This window comes from Mesorhizobium xinjiangense, from assembly GCF_009749525.1.
In the GTDB taxonomy this organism is placed as follows: domain Bacteria; phylum Pseudomonadota; class Alphaproteobacteria; order Rhizobiales; family Rhizobiaceae; genus Mangrovimarina; species Mangrovimarina xinjiangensis.
Map to the genome: position 1 here is coordinate 1 of NZ_WOAC01000006.1, position 15,738 is coordinate 15,738.

The 15,738-nt window shown below is 64.2% G+C and carries 12 protein-coding genes; 10 read left to right on the forward strand and 2 right to left on the reverse strand.

Annotated features, from left to right (window positions below; all coding sequences use genetic code 11):
* The first annotated feature begins 110 nt into the window (after positions 1-110).
* From GM909_RS08245 to GM909_RS08260, 4 genes are all read left to right on the forward strand, one after another.
* Positions 111-1,031, forward strand: coding sequence for a PhzF family phenazine biosynthesis protein (locus GM909_RS08245; protein ID WP_157015748.1), 921 nt, complete (start codon positions 111-113; stop codon positions 1,029-1,031).
* A gap of 293 nt (positions 1,032-1,324) precedes the next feature.
* The gene (locus GM909_RS08250) at positions 1,325-2,656 is read left to right on the forward strand and encodes a nucleotide sugar dehydrogenase (protein WP_157015749.1); all 1,332 of its coding nucleotides are present in this window, start codon (positions 1,325-1,327) and stop codon (positions 2,654-2,656) included.
* A gap of 5 nt (positions 2,657-2,661) precedes the next feature.
* Positions 2,662-3,687 carry an NAD-dependent epimerase gene (locus tag GM909_RS08255; RefSeq protein ID WP_157015750.1) on the forward strand — a complete coding sequence of 342 codons (1,026 nt, stop codon included), beginning with the start codon at positions 2,662-2,664 and terminating at the stop codon, positions 3,685-3,687.
* A 147-nt stretch (positions 3,688-3,834) separates the two neighbouring features.
* Positions 3,835-5,187: a UDP-glucose dehydrogenase family protein gene (locus tag GM909_RS08260; RefSeq protein ID WP_157015751.1), complete on the forward strand. Its 1,353-nt coding sequence runs from the start codon at positions 3,835-3,837 to the stop codon at positions 5,185-5,187.
* A gap of 138 nt (positions 5,188-5,325) precedes the next feature.
* On the opposite strand, the gene GM909_RS08265 is transcribed toward GM909_RS08260, so the two are convergent.
* On the reverse strand, positions 5,326-6,165 hold the full coding sequence (locus tag GM909_RS08265; protein ID WP_198174177.1) for an FkbM family methyltransferase: 840 nt from the start codon (positions 6,163-6,165) through the stop codon (positions 5,326-5,328).
* Between the two features lie 116 nt (positions 6,166-6,281).
* Here GM909_RS08265 and GM909_RS08270 point away from each other — a divergent pair, with 116 nt between their 5' ends.
* Genes GM909_RS08270 through GM909_RS08280 form a run of 3 tightly spaced genes read left to right on the forward strand, consistent with a single transcriptional unit; the run spans position 6,282 to position 9,344 of the window.
* Entirely contained in the window at positions 6,282-7,448 is a 1,167-nt protein-coding gene (locus tag GM909_RS08270) for a glycosyltransferase family protein (RefSeq protein WP_198174178.1), read from the forward strand.
* The gene (locus GM909_RS08275; protein ID WP_157015754.1) at positions 7,435-8,583 is read left to right on the forward strand and encodes a glycosyltransferase family 4 protein; all 1,149 of its coding nucleotides are present in this window, start codon (positions 7,435-7,437) and stop codon (positions 8,581-8,583) included. The genes GM909_RS08270 and GM909_RS08275 overlap by 14 nt, the downstream gene beginning before the upstream one ends.
* Positions 8,580-9,344, forward strand: coding sequence for a polysaccharide deacetylase family protein (locus GM909_RS08280; RefSeq protein ID WP_157015755.1), 765 nt, complete (start codon positions 8,580-8,582; stop codon positions 9,342-9,344). Before GM909_RS08275 ends, GM909_RS08280 begins: the two co-directional genes overlap by 4 nt.
* Positions 9,345-9,348: 4 nt before the next feature.
* On the opposite strand, the gene GM909_RS08285 is transcribed toward GM909_RS08280, so the two are convergent.
* Positions 9,349-10,908 (reverse strand): carbamoyltransferase C-terminal domain-containing protein, encoded by a 1,560-nt coding sequence (locus GM909_RS08285; protein ID WP_157015756.1) that lies wholly within the window; start codon positions 10,906-10,908, stop codon positions 9,349-9,351.
* Between the two features lie 153 nt (positions 10,909-11,061).
* Between GM909_RS08285 and GM909_RS08290 the strand changes: the two genes are divergently transcribed.
* The 3 genes from GM909_RS08290 (at position 11,062) to GM909_RS08300 (ending at position 15,732) form a co-directional block, all read left to right on the forward strand.
* Positions 11,062-11,706 carry a histidine phosphatase family protein gene (locus GM909_RS08290; RefSeq protein ID WP_198174179.1) on the forward strand — a complete coding sequence of 215 codons (645 nt, stop codon included), beginning with the start codon at positions 11,062-11,064 and terminating at the stop codon, positions 11,704-11,706.
* Positions 11,707-11,875: 169 nt separating this feature from the next.
* Complete coding sequence (locus tag GM909_RS08295; RefSeq protein ID WP_235911752.1) at positions 11,876-13,828, forward strand: dipeptide ABC transporter ATP-binding protein; 1,953 nt, start codon at positions 11,876-11,878, stop codon at positions 13,826-13,828.
* The gene (locus GM909_RS08300; protein WP_157015758.1) at positions 13,825-15,732 is read left to right on the forward strand and encodes an ABC transporter substrate-binding protein; all 1,908 of its coding nucleotides are present in this window, start codon (positions 13,825-13,827) and stop codon (positions 15,730-15,732) included. Before GM909_RS08295 ends, GM909_RS08300 begins: the two co-directional genes overlap by 4 nt.
* The last annotated feature ends 6 nt before the right edge of the window (positions 15,733-15,738 follow it).

The following is a 15,738-nucleotide window of genomic DNA, read 5'->3' on the forward strand; positions in this document are numbered from 1 at the left end:
GCGCATCGCAAATCACTCCATCGCTCCCAGCCGAGTGAATCACAATTCCCGTGCCATTGTTGGAGTTTTTCAGCAACCTGCTAGAGCAGTTCCAGATCAGGAGGCCGCGCATGAACAAGAGACGCTACGAGGTTTACGACGTCTTCACCGACAAGGCCCTGGCGGGCAATCCGCTCGCCGTCGTCCTGGATGCCGAAGGGCTTGATACCCACGCGATGCAGGCGATCGCCGGCGAATTCAACCTGTCGGAGACGATCTTCGTAAGCCCGCCGCAAATGCCGGCGCACAGCGCGTCCGCGCGCATTTTCACCCCGCGCATCGAACTGCCCTTCGCCGGCCATCCGACCGTCGGCGCAGCCATCTGCCTCTATGAGCGCGACGGCGGCGAACGCAACCCGTCGGGCGCAGCCATCCTGGTGCTGGAAGAAAAGATCGGCGCGGTACGCTGCGCGGTTTCGAACCATGCCGGCAAACCCGCTTTCGCCGAGATCGACCTGCCGCGCCTGCCCTCCCCGATTCCCCTGTCGGCGGAGCCGGAACTCGTGGCCGCGGCACTCGGCCTCGATGCGCGCGACATCGATCTCGAAAACCACCGTCCAAGCGCCTGGACGGCCGGCGTTCCCTATGTCTGCGTGCCGGTCCGGGGCCTTGACGCAGCGTCTCGCGCGGCCGTCAACGCCGAGATGTGGCTCGAGGTTGCGCCGCGCGACGGCGACATCCTGCCCAGCGCCTATGTCTATTGCCGCGAAACGGTCGATGACGACACGGCCTTCCACGCCCGCATGTTCGCCCCGCATGACGGCATCCTGGAAGACCCCGCGACAGGATCGGCCGCGGCCGCATTCGCCGGCGCCATCCATGCCTTCGATGCGCCGGTTGACGGTCCCAATCGCTACTGGATCGAGCAGGGCATCGAAATGGGCCGCCCCTCACGCATCCGCCTGGAAATCGACATTGCCCAAAAGGCGATGACGGCGGCGCGCATCGGAGGCCACGCGGTGAAGGTGGCCGAGGGCGTGCTGCTGGCCTGATGGCCAGGTCGGGTAGCAAGCCGCCCCATCGTCGCACATATTGTCGAAGCGGCGGCATGATGCTAGTGGAACGAATTTGACATTCGATACGCACTCGATGTCGCCCCAGAGATCGAATGTCAAATTCAAAAGTTCCACTAGAATCATAAACTTGCTAGTGGTTCTTTTGTTTCCAACATTTGCCCTCAGGGCCGATACAGATGGGATGCAAATGTTGGAAACGAACCACTAGCGGTTGCCACCTGCGCGGCGCAACCTTCACGCAACAGTTGAACACATTGCGACATCGTATCATGGCTCCAGCACAAGACCTGTTCACGAAGATCGAGGACGGGTCCGCCAGGGCGGCGGTCATCGGGCTCGGCTATGTCGGCCTGCCACTGGCCATGGCCACGGCGCGCGCCGGCTTTGCCACCCTGGGGTTCGATATCGATACGGACCGCGCTGAACGGATCAATTCCGGCCTATCCGACATCGCTTCCGCACCGTGCGAGGACCTGCGGCGCCACATTTCCGCCGGGCTGTTTCGCGCCACATCCGAAGCGGCCGACCTCTCCGAATGCGATGTCATCATGATCTGCGTTCCGACACCGCTGACGCCGCAGCGCCAGCCGGACCTGCAATATGTGGAGCGCACGGCCGAAACGATCGCCTCCGTTCTCCGGCCGGGCCAGATGATCGTCCTTGAATCGACGACCTACCCCGGCACGACCGAGGAGGTCTTGCAGCCCATCCTCGAAGGCTCAGGTCTCAAATCCGGAACCGACTTCTTTCTCGCCTATTCGCCCGAACGCGAGGACCCCGGCAATGACAGTTTCACGACCACCTCCATTCCGAAGATCGTGTCCGGCGACGGAGAAGAGGCCTCCCGCCTTGCCGAAGCCTTTTATCGCAGGGTCGTGGAGAAGGTGGTGACGGTGTCGTCGCTGCGCACGGCCGAAGCGGTGAAGATCACCGAAAACATCTTCCGGGCGGTCAATATCGGCCTCGTCAACGACCTGAAGCTGATCTACGAGGCGATGGGCGTCGACATCTGGGAGGTCGTCGACGCGGCGGCGACGAAGCCGTTCGGCTACATGCCGTTTTATCCCGGTCCCGGGCTCGGCGGCCACTGCATCCCGGTCGATCCCTTTTATCTGACCTGGAAAGCGCGCGAATACGGCCTGTCGGCCCGTTTCGTCGAGCTTGCCGGCGAGATCAACGTCGCCATGCCGGCCCATGTCGTGCGCAGAACGGAGGCCGAGATCGACCGCCGGCAATCCGTCTCGCTCAGTTCGGCAAAAATCCTCGTCGTCGGCCTGGCCTACAAGAAGAACGTCGCCGACACGCGCGAAAGCCCGGCGCTCGAACTGCTGGCGCTCCTGCGCGAGCGCGGCGTTGAGCCTCTCTATCACGACCCCCTGGTTGCGGAGGTTCCCCGGACAAGGCACCACCCCTGGGCGGAGGGCATAAAATCGGTACCGCTGACGGCCGGGCACATCGCCCGGTGCAACGCGGTTCTCATCGCCACCGATCACGATGCCGTCGACTACACGCTGATCGCCCGGCACGCACGGCTGATCATCGACACGCGCAACGCCTTCGGGCGCCGCTCGATCGTCAAGGACACTATCGTAAAGGCCTGAATTCGTTGACTGTACTGGTAACTGGCAATGCGGGATTCATCGGCTTTCACGTCGCCCGGCAACTGCTCGAGCGGGGCCAGGACGTGATCGGCTTCGATTCCGTTAACGACTATTACGACCCGGCGCTGAAGCAAGCGCGGCTGGCCGAACTGGACAAGACCGCCGCCGCCTCGAAAGGGCGCTACAGCTTCATCCGCGCCGACCTCGCCGATCGTGCGGCCATCGAAAAGTGCTTTGGCGACGAAAAGCCGGACACCGTGATCCATCTCGCCGCCCAGGCCGGCATCGGCTACTCGCTCGAAAACCCGCATGCCTATGTGGAAAGCAATCTGGTCGGCTTCACCAACATTCTCGAAGCCTGCCGCCACTACGGCGTTTCCCACCTGGTCTATGCCAGCACCAGCAGCGTCTACGGCGCCAACACCGCCCTGCCCTTTTCCGAGCACCAGCCCGCCGACCATCCGCTGCAATTCTACGCCGCGACCAAGCGCGCCAACGAGATGATGGCGCATGCCTACAGCCATCTTTTCCGCCTGCCGACCACGGGCCTGCGCTTTTTCACCGTCTATGGCCCGTGGGGACGCCCGGACATGGCGTTGTCGATCTTCACCCGCAACATCCTCGCCGGCAAACCGATCGACGTCTTCGACCACGGCAATCACACGCGCGATTTCACCTATATCGACGACGTGGTGGCCGGCGTGCTGATGGTTGCCGACGCACCTGCGCGGCCCGATCCGGACTGGAACGGAAAGACGCCCGACCCGGCGAGCAGCGGCGCACCGTTCAGGATTTACAATATCGGCAACACACGCCCGGTGAAGCTGACCAGCTATATCGAGGCGATCGAGGACGCATTGGGCATGAAGGCGGAGAAAAATCTGCTGCCGCGGCGCAGCGAGGACGTTCCCGACACGCACAGCGACGTCACATTGCTTGCCGAGGCCTTCGGCTACGCGCCCAAAACGAGCGTGCGCGAGGGCGTCGGCACCTTCGTTGATTGGTATCGCGCCTATTATGGCGGCGCCTGAGCCGGCGTCGCGACAAAGTCGTCAAACTGTCGTAGGCTGGCGGCGACAAAGTCGAGGGGTTGGCCGAAACACCCGGCACGACGGTGAATTGCAGCCGCCGCGATCGCTGATCAACGGTGATCCAGGCCAAAGTAGCAGGAGTGTGCTTTGAAGATCGTAGTCATCGGGACCGGTTACGTCGGCCTCGTCAGCGGTACCTGCCTGTCCGGGTTCGGGTATGACGTCACATGCGTCGACCGCGACGCATCCAAGATCGAACGGCTCAACCGCGGCGAATGCCCCATCTATGAGCCGCAGCTCGAACCGATGATTCGCGCCCATAGTGCGAGCGGGCATCTCCATTTCACGACCGATCCGGCCGGCGTCGTGCCATGGGCCGACGCCGTCGTCCTGGCAGTCGGCACGCCGGTGACGAAGGACACGGGCGAAATCGACCTGTCGCAGATTTTCGCCTCGGTCGAAGAGATTGCCCCCCTTCTGTCCGATGGGGTCGTGGTCATCACCAAGAGCACGGTCATGGTCGGAACCAATGCGCGCATCCGCAACCGGATCGCGCAGTTGCGGCCAAATCTGCGCTTCTCCGTCGTCAGCAATCCGGAGTTCCTGCGCGAGGGCTCGGCCGTGCAGGATTTCCTCAAGGCCGACCGCATCGTCATCGGCGCCCATGACGATCACGGGCGCGCGGTGACGGAACAGCTCTACCGGCCGCTGCAGATGCAGGACACCATCGTCAAGGTGACCTCTCTCGAGGATGCCGAAATCAGCAAATATGCCTGCAACGCCTTCCTCGCAGCCAAAGTGACATTCATCAATGAAATCGCCGATCTGTGCGAAAGGACCGGCGGAAACGTGATGGAGGTCGCCGACATCATGGGGATGGATCCGCGCATCGGCGACCTGTTCCTGCGCGCCGGACCGGGATTTGGCGGCTCCTGCTTTCCCAAGGACACGCGCGCCCTGGCAACTTTCGGCGACGCAGTCGGCGCGCCGCAGGGTCTCGTCAAGGCGACGATCGCCACCAACGAGGCGCGCAAGCGCAGTATGGCCCAGCGCGTTCTCAAGGCGATCGGCCAGCCGACCGGAAAGCAGGTCGCCCTGTTCGGCGTGGCGTTCAAGCCGGAAACGGACGATCTGCGTGAATCGCCGGCGCTGACCGTCGTCGAACATCTGCTGGAGGCCGGCGTCGGCATCAGAGGGTTCGATCCGCAGGCTGCCGATGCCGCCGGAGCGCTGTTTCCGCAAACGCACTGGTTCGACGATCCCTACGACGCTGCGAGCGGCGCCGACGCCGTGGTCATCATGACGGAATGGAACGTGCTGCGCGCGCTCGACCTGATGAAGCTGAAATCGGCCATGCGCACTCCAGTCATGATCGATCTGCGCAACATTCACCGACGCAAGGAGCCGGCCCGCTACGGCTTCACCTATATCAGCGTCGGACGCGACGTGGCCGAGCCGACGCATGCGGAACAATCGGCCGGACTGCGCAGGAAAGCGTGATGTCGCGTCCGGGATGACATCCGATAAGGGCTGCGCCGCCCTGATTAGCGCGCATATCGATATGTTGGAACATGTGCCTTTCGCTCGAACGATTCCGTTTGAGCGAAATGCACATGTTCTAGCGGCGCATTGCCAAGCCTACATCCGGCTGAAAAGGCTGTTCTCAACCGTTTCGCCGCTGACGCGATAGCCGTTGGCACGCAACGCCGCACCGACATCGCGACCCCACAGCTTGGCATGCACCGTTTCGAGCAGGATATGGCGCGGCCAAAGAGCGGCATCGGCCTCGAACAGCGGCAATAGAGCTTCGTCCTCGTAGCCTTCGACGTCGATCTTGAGGAGATCGATGACCGCAATATCGAGCGCGGCCAGCGTCTCGGCGAGACCGACGAGCGAAACCGTGTCGCTGCGATTGGGTACGACCGCCCCGCCGCGCAGAGACGCCCCGCCGACATTGCCGCCGCCGTCGCTGAACAGCGACGCCTCGCCCCTTTGCCCGCCGACGGCAGCGTTGATGCAGTTGATCTTGCCAAAACCGTTGATGGTGCAGTTGAACCATAGCTTGGAAAAACTGCGCGGATGCGGCTCGAAGGCGATAACGCGCGCCGAGCCCTGCGTACGCTCGGAAACAAACAGGCTGTAGACGCCGACATTGGCGCCGATGTCGACGAAAACCATGCCGGGCTTGAGAAGCGGTGCGATCAGCGCCCGTTCCGGCGCCTCGGGCAGATGTCCGCGTCCGAGCACGGTTCGGTCGCAATGGTTTTCTGCCGGATAGACGCGCAGGCGAACCCCGTCCGCCTCGACGTCGAACGGCCCGGCGAACCGCGCCGCGACCGCCTTGCGCAACCGCCGGCGTATCTCGCGCGGGAGATAGCGGTTCGTCGCCACCTGCCATGCCAGGCGTGCCGCCATGCCTGGCTGCTGCGCGCCGTAGGGCGTTTTCGTATCCGGGAGCTTGGAGATGTCGACGGTCAAGGTCGCGACTCGCGCATAAGGGTCTGCACTATGTATTGACCCCGAATGACACCGGTGGCAACACGCTTTGCGGGCGCCGGTCTTGGCGCGGCCTCTTTAGAGCGGCAGTCGTTCCTGTGCAAACCATACTCTTCTACGTGCAGCATCTCATGGGCGTCGGCCATGTCTTCAGGGCGCGCCGCGTCGTCGCCGCACTGGTCAAGCGCGGGTTCGACGTTCATCTCGTCTATGGCGGCGCGCGCATCCCGCATTTCGACGGCGAAGGCGCCAGCGTTCATTATCTGCCGCCGCTGCGCGCCGGTTCGACCGTCTTCGGAAAGCTGGAAACGCCCGACGGCGTGGCCGTCGACGACGCCTACAAGCAGCAGCGCTGCGACATGCTGCTGGCGATCCTGGAAAAGACCGCCCCCGACATGATCATCACCGAGGCCTTCCCTTTCGGTCGCCGTCAGATGCATTTCGAGCTCCTGCCCATGCTGGAAGCGGCAAGCGCGCGGAAAAATCCGCCTGTGGTCGTTTCCTCCATTCGCGACATCCTGCAGGAAAACCGCAAGCCCGTGCGCGACGCCGAGACCGCCGACATGGTCGAGCGCTATTTCAGTCATGTGCTCGTCCATGGCGATCGGCGTCTCGTGCGCCTGGAAGACACCTTTCCCTGCTACGAGCGGCTTGCCGGCAAGGTGCTCTATACGGGCATCGTCGCGCCATCGAAGGAAGACACCAGGGCCGAGCCTGCCGGCGGCCCCTGCGACGTGATCGTCAGTGTCGGCGGCGGCGTCATGGGCGCGCAACTGCTGCTCGCCGCCGCCGCGGCAAAGCCCCTCAGCGTCTTGCAGGATGCCCGCTGGCGCATCGTCACCGGCGTCAATGTGGCGCCGGACCTGCGCGAAAAGGTCGCCGCGCTCGCCGGCGGCAATGTCGATATCCACGAATTCCTGCCGGATCTGCGCACGCAGATGGCGCATGCCCGGCTGTCGATCTCGCGCGCCGGCTACAACACCGCGGCCGACATCTTCCGCTCCGGCGCCCGTGCCATCGTCGTGCCGCTCTCCGACGGCGAGGAGACCGAGCAGTTGCGCCGTGCCGGCATTCTGGAACAACGGGGCCTGGCAACGGTGCTCTGGCCGCAGGACGAAAGCGCCGAGGGCCTTGCGGCGGCGATAGCGCGCGCAATGGCCGCTCCCACGCCGGATTACGGCGCGATCAACCTGGGGGGCGCGGAAACGACAGCCGACATCGTCAGCGCCATTCTCGCCGGATCGTCCCTCGATGCCTATCGCTGACGGCACGATCAGGCGGGTCGCCTTTTATGCCCCGATGAAGCCGCCCGACCATCCGATCGCCTCGGGTGACCGGGAGATCGCGCGCCTCATCATGGTGGCACTCGGCCATGCCGGCTGCACGGTGGAACAGGCGTCTTTCTTCATTGCCTACCAGAAACGCCCCTCGCACGAGCTATTCGAGGCCAGGCGCAGCGAGGGCATGGCTGCCGCCAGGACGATCCTGGCGGACTTTGAGGCACGTCCCGCCACAGAACGCCCGCAGCTCTGGCTGACTTACCATCCCTACTGCAAGGCGCCGGACTGGATCGGCCCGAGTGTGGCGAAGGCGCTCGATATTCCCTATGCGACGGTCGAGGCCTGCCGCACCCGCCAGAACACCGATGCCGACTGGATGCCGGGGCGCCTGGCGGTCCAGGAGGCCGTGGGCCAGGCCGCGGCCAATTTCTGCATGAAACGCTCGGATTTCGACTACCTGTCGAGCTTCCTGCCCGATACCGGCAGCATTGTCGCGCTCGCCCCCTTCATCGATATCGAGGCGGCGCGCGCCCGGCCCGCCTCTGCACCTCCGTCCGTCTTTAATAACGACGATCCCGTCATCCTCGCGGTGGGCATGATGCGTCCGGGCAAGAAGATGGCCAGCTACCGGCTGCTCGCCGATGCCCTTGAGCAAATCCGCGATCGGCGCTGGAACCTCGTCATTGTCGGCAACGGTCCCGGAATGGACGAGGTGCGGGAACGTTTCGCGTTCCTGGAGGCCAAGCGCATCCACCTCGCCGGCGCACTCGCCCGCGAGGCGGTGCTGGGATGGATGCGCCAGAGCGCCATCTTCGCCTGGCCCGGCTATCGCGAATCGATCGGCATGGTCTACCTGGAGGCCCAGGCCAACGGTCTGCCGGTCGTCGCGCTGCGTTCGCTTGGCGTGCCCGATGTCGTTGCCGGCGACGCCACCGGTCTTCTGGTCGATGAAGGCGACGCCGCCGGCTACGCCGCCGCAATTGCCACGATGCTCGACGACCCCGCGCTGCGCCGGCGGCTGGGCGCGGCCGGGCAACGCCATGTGCAGGCGCGTCACGGCATCGAGGCGGCGAGCGCAACCTTCCGCCGCGCCTTTGATGAACTGGCCAACGCGAAATGAACGGGCTTGCAAACGCATTGGCCGACCTGACCGCAGAACTCGACGTCTGGCAGGCCGCAGGCACCGTCGCCTCCGTCTGGTTGCGCGACGACGATGCGGTTGCGCCCTCACCTGCTCTCGATCGCCTGCTCGCGATCAGCGACGACTTCGCCTGCCCGGCGCTGATCGCCGTGATCCCCCTGCCCGCGACCGCAGCGCTGGCCGACCGCCTGGCCGGAAGCGCCAACGTCACGGTCTGCCAGCACGGCTATCGCCACGAAAACCACGCCCCTGCGAACGTCAAGAAGACCGAACTGTTCGACACCGGTCCGGCACGCAGCGTGGACCATGTGCTCGATGAGTTGCGGCAGGGACGCGAGCGCCTTTCGCAGCTTTTCGCACAGCATCTGGAGCCGATCCTGGTTCCGCCGTGGAACCGCATGTCGAACGCCGTTGCCGCGCGCGTCCACGAAGCCGGTTTCGCCGCCCTGTCGGGCTTCGGCTGGAAGCGCTTTCCCTCGCCCCTGCCGCAGGTGAACACCCATGTGGATCTGATCGACTGGCGCGGCGACCGGCATGGCAAGACCGCCGAGGTCGTTGCCGCCGAAACGGCCGCCGCACTGCAGACCGCGCGGCAAACGGGGCAGCACCATATCGGCCTGCTCACCCACCATCTCGTCCACGACGAGACGGCATGGGCTTCGCTCGTCAGCTTGCTGGAGGCGCTGGCGCGCCATCCGGCCGGCCGCTTCGCCAGTGCGCCGCAATTGCTGCAAAAATAGCCGGTCAGGTCCGCCTGTAGAGCGTGTCGCCGACGACAAAGCCGTCGAGGCCGGTTTGTCTTGCGTAATCAGCGAGATCGGACAGCCGGTTGATGAATCCCTTGCCGTTGAAATTGAGCGACGTGTTGCACAGGACGCCATAGCCCGTGCGCTGCTTGAACGCGGCAAGCAAGGCGTGCATCGGCGGGTTTTCCTGCCGCGTCACCGTCTGGGAGCGCGCACTGCCGTCGACATGGGTGACGGCCGCCAGCGCGCCGGTCCTGACCCGTTGGAAATAGAGCATGTGCGGGCTCGGCCCGTGATTGTCGAACAGCCGGTCGTGCTCCTCATCCATCAGGATCGGCGCGATCGGGCGAAAGCCCTCGCGCTTTTTGATCGCGTTGAGGCGGGCATGGGTCTCGCTCGTAAAGGGCGCGGCGATCAGCGAGCGGTTGCCGAGCGCGCGCGGCCCGATCTCGTAGCGCCCCTGCACCCAGGCAAGCACGGCGCCGTTCGCCAGCATCTCGACGACCGCCGCGTCGTCGCGCTCCTGGCGGGCAAAGCCCGACAGATCGGCCTCGTCGATGATGAACTCTTCGCCGGCATAGACGCTCCAGTCGAGCTTGGCATTGCCGATCAGGTGAAACTGGGCGTCCGCCGCCGTGCCAATCGCCGAGCCGGAATCATTGGCGCAAGGCTGCACGAAGACATCCTCGAACAGCCCGCATTCCGTCCAGGCGCTGTTCCAGTCGCAATTCAGCCCGCAGCCGCCGGAAACGAGCAACGGCAGCTTTTCGTTCACAACGGTGCGTGCGAAACCGCAGAAGCGCTCGAACATGGCCTCCTGGAACCTGCGCGCGAAATCATGGAAGGCAGGATTGTCGAGACCGATATTGAAGAACGGATCGTCGCGGAAATCGGCCTTGGAATGCGGTGCCTTGCGCGCGTCCCAGTCAAACAGGCGCTCCGCCAGGGCACGTTCGGCGCCATTCATCGGCCCGGCCGTTCCCAGCCCCGCCAGCGCCATCAGCTTGCCGGCGTCTTCGCGCCGCATCTTGCGGGCATCGGCCGGATAGGTCGGATCGGCCAGGCCGTAGACAAAGCCGTATTTGTGGCCCGGCCCGCTCATCGGCGTGCCAAGGCATTCGATCGTCAGATCGGCGCCGATGCGGTAGAAATGGCCGAGCACGCCTTCCCACACCAGCGCGTAGACCGGCCGGCCCTGCTCGAAGGGCGACATGGCGTAGCTGCCGATCAGGTGGGAGCGCTCGTGCGAGGACGAGAAGTAGTGCGCGTCGCGGCCCATATAGCGCTGCGGCCGCGAAACGATCGTGTCGGGCCCGAGACCGAAATAGCCCGCGCCGATCGGATCGGCCATGGGCCGGAAGGAGCGCATCCAGCCCGATTCGGCCACCACGTCGGGCGGACCGTCCAGAAGCGACAGGCCGTGCAGGATCAGTTCGGGCGAAGCCGGCGCATAGCGCGGGCCGGAATCCTTTTCCGCTTCGACCGAGTAGGCCAGCCGCCCATCCTCGACGACGGCGACATGGCCGTCATGGCCCGGCTTGTAGGCGAGAATTCGCATGCCTTCTCCTAAGACGGTGGCAACGCCGCGTGATTTATCGTGTCACCGGCGCATTGGCTACCGCCCAAAAAGGCATAAAAGGGGCAGCAATGTCTGCATTGAAACGGATGATGCGCGCCCTGACCTGCAAATACCGCAGTGGAAATGGAATGGATGGATAAGTCCCTGCAGCCACCCAGCCCGCGACTCACCGCCGTCGCGCCTTTCTACGCGCTGCGGCACGGCGAAACGGAATGGAATCGGCAGGGCCGGTTTCAGGGCCATTGCGATATACCGATCAACGCGAGCGGGCGCCGCCAGGCGGCCGAGGCTGCCAAAACGCTCGCCGGTCTGCTTGCCGCCGACCGGGCCGCGCGCCGGCGCGTCGTCGTCCTGTCGTCGCCCTTGCGCCGGGCCGTCGAAACGGCCGAGGAGATCTGCCGCCAAACCGGTGTTCCTGCGGAGATGCTGCGCACAGACGAGCGGCTGCGTGAAATCGCGTTCGGAGCCTGGGAGGGGCTGACGACGCTGGAGGTCAAGGCGCGGTTTCCGCAGGAGCGCCGCGCGCGCAAGCAGGACCGCTGGGCCTTCGCGCCGCCTGGCGGCCAGAGCCATGCCGACGCGGCCGACGCCATGCGCGGCCTTCTGCGCGACCTGCCGTCCGACGGCCTGCCGATCCTGGTTACACATTCCGGCAATATTCGCACGCTCTATTACCTCCTGGCGGGATATGGGGGCAACGCTTCGGCCGTTCTGCCGGTTCCGCACGGCTCGGTCCTGGGCTGGGACGGACGGCGGCTCGAATGGATATCGCAATAAAGCCGGCCGCTGCATGCATCCCATTGCAAGCGAAAGGAGAATCCATGGCCGGAGAGCGGCGGGCCGGACATCGGCAAGACATATGGCGCAATGCACTGATTCCCCTTGTTGCCGCCTTGAGCGGCGCCATGTAACGTGACCGAAAAACACGGACAGGGAACACATTCAGGTGTCCATAGGGGAACGGGAGCGAGATGCAGCCGCGGCGCGGCGCGCCGCGCAGGCGCGCGACCTCCTGCGCCTCGAGGATCTGCATATCAATATCCGCCTTCAGCGCGGCAGCATCGACGTACTCAAGGGCGTGAGCTTTCGCATTCCCGCCGGCAAGACGGTTGCGCTGGTCGGCGAATCCGGTTCCGGCAAGACGATCGCCGCCCAGGCGATCCTGGGCATCCTGCCCAATGTCGCGAAAATCACTCGCGGCCGCATCCTGTTTCGTCCGCCCGATATGGATGGAGGCGAATTCGACCATGCCGCCGAACCGTCCGACGGGCCCTATATGCGGGCGATGCGCGGCGGCGCGATCTCGATGATCTTTCAAGAGCCGATGACCTCGTTGTCGCCGCTGCACCGCGTCGGGCATCAGGTCCAGGAAGCGCTGACGCTGCACCGGGCCAGCAGCGGACGCGAAGCCTATGAGGTGACCGTGGACATGCTGCGCATGGTCGGTTTCCCGGACCCGAAAAAGGCCTATGCCATGTACCCGATCGAGCTGTCGGGCGGCATGCGCCAAAGAGCGATGATCGCCATGGCGGCGATCTGCCACCCGGCACTGCTGATCGCCGACGAGCCGACCACGGCGCTCGACGTGACCATCCAGGCCCAGGTCCTGGCCCTGTTGAAGGACCTGCAGGAACATCTGTCGATGTCCCTGCTGCTGATCACGCATGATTTCGGCATCGTCGCCAATATGGCCGACGAAATCGTCGTTCTTTATCATGGCGAGGTCATGGAGGCGGGCAATCGCGAGGATATCTTCCGCCGCACCGGCCACGCCTACACCAAGGCCCTGATGCGGGCCGTGCCCAGCCTCGATCTGCAGCCCGGCGAGCGATTGCGCGGATTATGGGAGATCGACCGCCCGGTGCCCGACATGATGAAACGCCGTGCCGAGGCGAGGCCCCGGCCCGCCGGACCGATCCTGCGCGTCGAAGGGCTGACGAAGACATTCAACGTGCGCGGCAAGACACTGTTTTCGAAAGCAGGCAAACCGTTCACTGCGGTCGACGATGTCAGTTTCGACATCCGGCCGGGGGAGTGCTTCGGCATCGTCGGCGAAAGCGGGTCTGGCAAAACGACGCTGAGCAAGCTGATCCTGCGCGCCCTCGACCCTGATCGCGGCGCGATCTTGTTCGACGACGGCGAAGGCCTGCGCGATGTCGTGGAGTTCGATTCGAAGGAACTCTTCGACTATCGAAAGCGTGCCCAGATGGTCTTCCAGGACCCCTTCGGATCGCTCAATCCGCGCGCCACGGTGCTCAACATCCTGACCGAACCGCTCGAGATCCACGAGGCTTGCAGGGGTGCGCAAGCCCGCCAGATCGCCGAGGAGCTGGTGCGCCTGGTGGGGCTTCAGCCAACCAGCCTCAACCGCTTCCCACACAGTTTTTCCGGCGGTCAGCGCCAGCGCATCGGAATCGCAAGGGCGCTCGCCCTGTCGCCGAGCATACTGGTGTGTGACGAGCCGGTCTCGGCTCTCGACGTCTCGGTGCAGGCCCAGATCCTCAACCTGCTGAAGAAGCTGCAGGCCGAGCTCAAGCTGACCAGCATCTTCATCTCGCACAATCTGGCGGTGATCAAATATATGGCCGACCGCATCGCCGTCATGCGCCGCGGGCGCATCGTCGAACTGGCGACGGCCGCGGAACTGTTTTGCAACCCCAGCCATCCCTACACGCGGCAGCTTCTCGAGGCCGTGCCGCATGCCGATCTCGACCATCCGCTTCCCTTCGATCATTTCGATTTCAAGCGCGGCGAAGCCGTACCCGACCTTGAGCTGGGTTGGGATTCAATGTTCCGGACGCCGGGGGAAGGCTCCGACCGTCTCGCCCTGCGGCCCATATCTGATAGTCACTTCGTGCTGACGCGCCAGTCGGCAGAACTCAGGAGTCTCGCATCATGACCCGCCTTCGTCACCACTTCCCGCTCCGGTTCCTGGCGGTGTTCACGTGGCTCGCCTTTTCTGTTTCCGCGGTTTTCGCCGCCGAACCGCCGGACATCAGCGCCGCCGTCGAGAAGGGAGACCTGCCGACCATGGATCAGCGGCTGCCGGCAAACCCACGCGTCATCGACACGTCCAGTCTTGGGCGCTCGCCGGGCAGCTACGGCGGGGTGCTCGACATCTTGATGTCCAACCCCAAGGACATCCGCATGATGACGGTCTACAGCTATGCACGTCTCGTCGCCTTCGACCGGGACTACACGCTGGTGCCCGACATTCTCGAGGACTTCACGGTCGAGGATGACCGCATCTTCACCCTGACCTTGCGCGAGGGACACAAATGGTCGGACGGCGCACCCTTCACCGCCGAGGATTTCCGGTACTACTGGGAGGACGTCGCACTCAATGAAGAGTTGTCGCGCGGCGGACCGGGGCAAGAAATGGTCGTCGACGGCGAGTTGCCGAAATTCGAGGTGATCGACGAGAGAACGGTGCGTTACAGCTGGTCGAAGCCCAATCCGCTCTTCCTGCCCTCTCTCGCCGGCGCAAGCCCCAACTACATTTTCCTGCCGGCGCATTACATGCGCCAATTCCACAAGAAGTATGCCGATCCGGCGCAGCTTGAAAAAGAGGTCAAGCAGCGCGACATGCGCGACTGGGTTGCGCTGCACACAGTCCTGGCACGGCAATATCGGCCCGAAAACCCCGACCTGCCGACGCTCGAACCGTGGGCCAACACCACCCCGCCGCCCGCCGAGCAGTTCGTATTCAAGCGCAACCCCTTCTTCCACCGCGTCGACCAGAACGGCATGCAGCTGCCCTACATCGGCACGGTAAACATGCGCATCAGTTCCGAGGACCTGATCGCCGCCAAGACCGGCAGCGGCGACAGCGATCTGCAGGCGCGCTATCTGCGCTTCGACGACTACACCTTCCTCAAGAACGCCGAAAAGACGCACCCCATTCGCGTCGCATTGTGGAAGGAGGGCACCGGTTCGCGCCTCGCCCTGATCCCCAATTTGAACACGTCCGACGAAGGCTGGCGCAAGGTGCTGCAGGATCCGCGCGTGCGCAGAGCCTTGTCGCTTGCCATCAACAGGGCAGAGATCAACCAGCAGTTCTTTTTCGGCCTGGCCAAGGAAAGCGCCGACACGGTGCTGCCGGAATCGCCGCTCTACCGCCCGGAACTTTCCGCGGCCTATGCCAGCCACGACCCCGAAAAGGCAAATGCGCTGCTCGACGAGGCGGGCCTGAAACGTGGTCCCGACGGGATGCGGCGCTTGCCCGATGGACGCCCCGCGGAGATCATCGTGGAGTATTCCGGCGGCGGGGAGGACAGCGACATTCTCGAGCTCATCCAGGATCACTGGCGCGACGTTGGCATCAAGCTCTACCAGCGCGGCATCAGCCGGGATAACCTGCGCCGCCGCTTCCTGTCAGGCGAAACGGTGATGTCGGTGTGGAACGGCCTGACGGTCGGTCTGGCGACGCCCGATCTGTCGCCGGAGGAACTGGCCCCCGTCTCCTCGGTGCAAGGTCAGTGGCCGATCTGGGGACAACTCACCGAGACCATGGGCCAGGCCGGCGAGGAACCCGATTTGCCGGAGGTCAAGAAGCTCATGGATCTTTACAAGGCCTGGCGCACGTCGGCATCTGACGAGGAACGCACCCGCATCTGGAGCGAAATGCTTGCCATACATGCCGACCAGATCTTCACCATCGGCACGGTGAACGAAGTCATGCAGCCCGTGGTGCGACATGCCAAACTTCAAAACGTACCCGAAAGCGGAATCTATACTTTCCTGCCGACGGCCTATTTCGGCATCTACAGTATGGACACGTTCTGGTTTGCGCAAGGCGAGTGAGGCCGG